Genomic DNA, 2096 nt, shown 5'->3' on the forward strand with positions numbered 1-2096 from the left:
TGCTTGTTCACAGGGGACCATCAGGCCGCCCGTGTATCAACCCTCGTAACACCAGAAGCCATCTTGAGCGCGCGGAGCGCTTCTAGGCCGGTAGCGTAGGTCTCGGGCAGTTTCATCGTAACAATCCGGCCATCCTCGAGTGGCAGCTCGAAATATATCTCGCCCCTGTCTGCACCCGGCGCATCGACCAGACGTTTCGCGACACCTGCCAGCTCGGCATAGTTGGCCCCGCGCGACAGCCGGACCTGAAGGGCCTTGGCCTTCTTGCCGATACGCGCCTTCTCGATCGGTTTAACCTGGCTTGCCGAGAGCCTGATTTCCTCATCCTGGCGGCGGACATTCACAGTCACGCAAACGCTGCTGGCCGGCGAGAGCATGTCTCGATAGGTCTCCAGCACTTCAGGCATGACCATCAGCTCGACCTCGCCCGTCGGATCCGACAAAGTAAGGAACGCAAACTTGCCGCCCGATCGTGCCAGCTTTTCCACGCGGCGCCGAACCACACCGATAAGCTCAAGCGGACGGCCATCCACCGCCACATCTGCAATCTCCGCCGAGAGCGTCACGCGCCCCTCTTCCAGGCTGTCGAGAACATCATCCAGCGGGTGGCCGCTGAGGTAGAAGCCAACCGCGGCGAACTCTTCGTCGAGCTTCTGTTGACCGTTCCAGGCCGACACTTGAGGCAATGTCGCCCGGATCGCCGGTTCGGCCTCACCGAACAGCCCGCCTTGCCCGCCTGCCCTATCTTCAGCGGCCGAAACAGCTGTCGCGGCCAGAAGCGGCGCTGCAGCCAGCGCGTTCGCACGGTTTGGTTCAAGCGAGTCGAAGCCGCCTGCACGCGATAGCTGTTCGAAACACTTCTTGTTGACCGATTTTGGATCGACCCGTTCTGCAAAGTCATGAAGCGATTTGAACTGACCTTCGCTTTCCCGCTCTGCTACAAGATGCTTCATCGCCTCGAGGCCGACGCCTTTGAGCGCGCCGAGCGCATAGACCAGGGCGCCGTCTTCCACATCGAAATCGGCGCTCGACCGGTTCACGTCCGGCTGGATCAACGGCACTTCGAGCCGCTTCACCTCCTGAACAAAGGCAGCGAGCTTGTCGGTATTGTGCAGATCGAGGCTCATGGACGCGGCGAGAAATTCGACCGGGAAGTGGCGCTTCAGATAGGCGGTCTGGTAGCCGATGAGCGCATAGGCGGCTGCGTGGGACTTGTTGAAGCCGTAACCCGCGAATTTCTCCATCGTGTCGAAGATCTCGTTGGCAAGCGGCGCCTCAATGCCTTTCAGCTCCTTGGCCCCCTTCAGGAAGCGCTCGCGCTGGGCGACCATCTCCTCGACTTTCTTTTTACCCATGGCGCGGCGAAGAAGATCGGCCTCGCCAAGCGAATAACCGGCAATCTCTTGCGCCATCCGCATGACCTGCTCCTGATAGACAGGCACGCCATAGGTCGCCTCAAGGATCGGTTCGAGATCCGGGTGCTGGTAGCGGACATTCTTCGGATCTTCCTTGCCCGCAACATAGACCGGGATGTTGTCCATCGGGCCCGGCCTGTAGAGCGAGATGATGGCGATCACGTCTTCGAGATCGTTCGGCCGAACCTTGCGCAGCGTGTCCCGCATGCCCTGGCCTTCCAGCTGGAACACGCCGAGCGTATTGCCGCTCGCCATCAGATCATATGTTTCCTGATCGTCGAGCGTTTCCCATTCAGGGCCAACATCGCGTCCATCCCGCCGGATGAATTTAAGTGCCCGGTCAATCACCGTGAGCGTCTTCAGCCCGAGGAAGTCAAATTTCACTAGACCCGCAGATTCCGCCCATTTCATATTGAACTGGGTCGCCGGCAGGTCGGACCGCGGATCATTATAGAGCGGGACCAGTTCCGTCAGAGGCCGGTCACCGATGACAACTCCGGCAGCGTGGGTACCGGCATTTCGGTACAGCCCTTCGAGCGCCAGCGCCGTTTCCAGAAGCTCTCCGACGCGCGGATCTTGCGCAATCTCGTCCTGAAATTTCGGTTCCTCGTCGATCGCATCCTGGAGCTTGGGCGGATTGGCGGGGTTGAACGGGATCAGCTTCGCTAGACGGTCCACCTG

Annotated in this window: 1 protein-coding gene; it reads right to left on the bottom strand. The window is 60.2% G+C overall.

Going from position 1 to position 2096, the window contains the following annotated elements:
- Positions 1-20: 20 nt before the first annotated feature.
- On the bottom strand, positions 21-2096 hold a 2076-nt coding region (dnaE, locus tag WA989_RS06630; protein ID WP_424339717.1), incomplete at its 5' end, for a DNA polymerase III subunit alpha.

It is taken from the genome of Henriciella sp., assembly GCF_049649345.1.
Classification (GTDB): domain Bacteria; phylum Pseudomonadota; class Alphaproteobacteria; order Caulobacterales; family Hyphomonadaceae; genus Henriciella.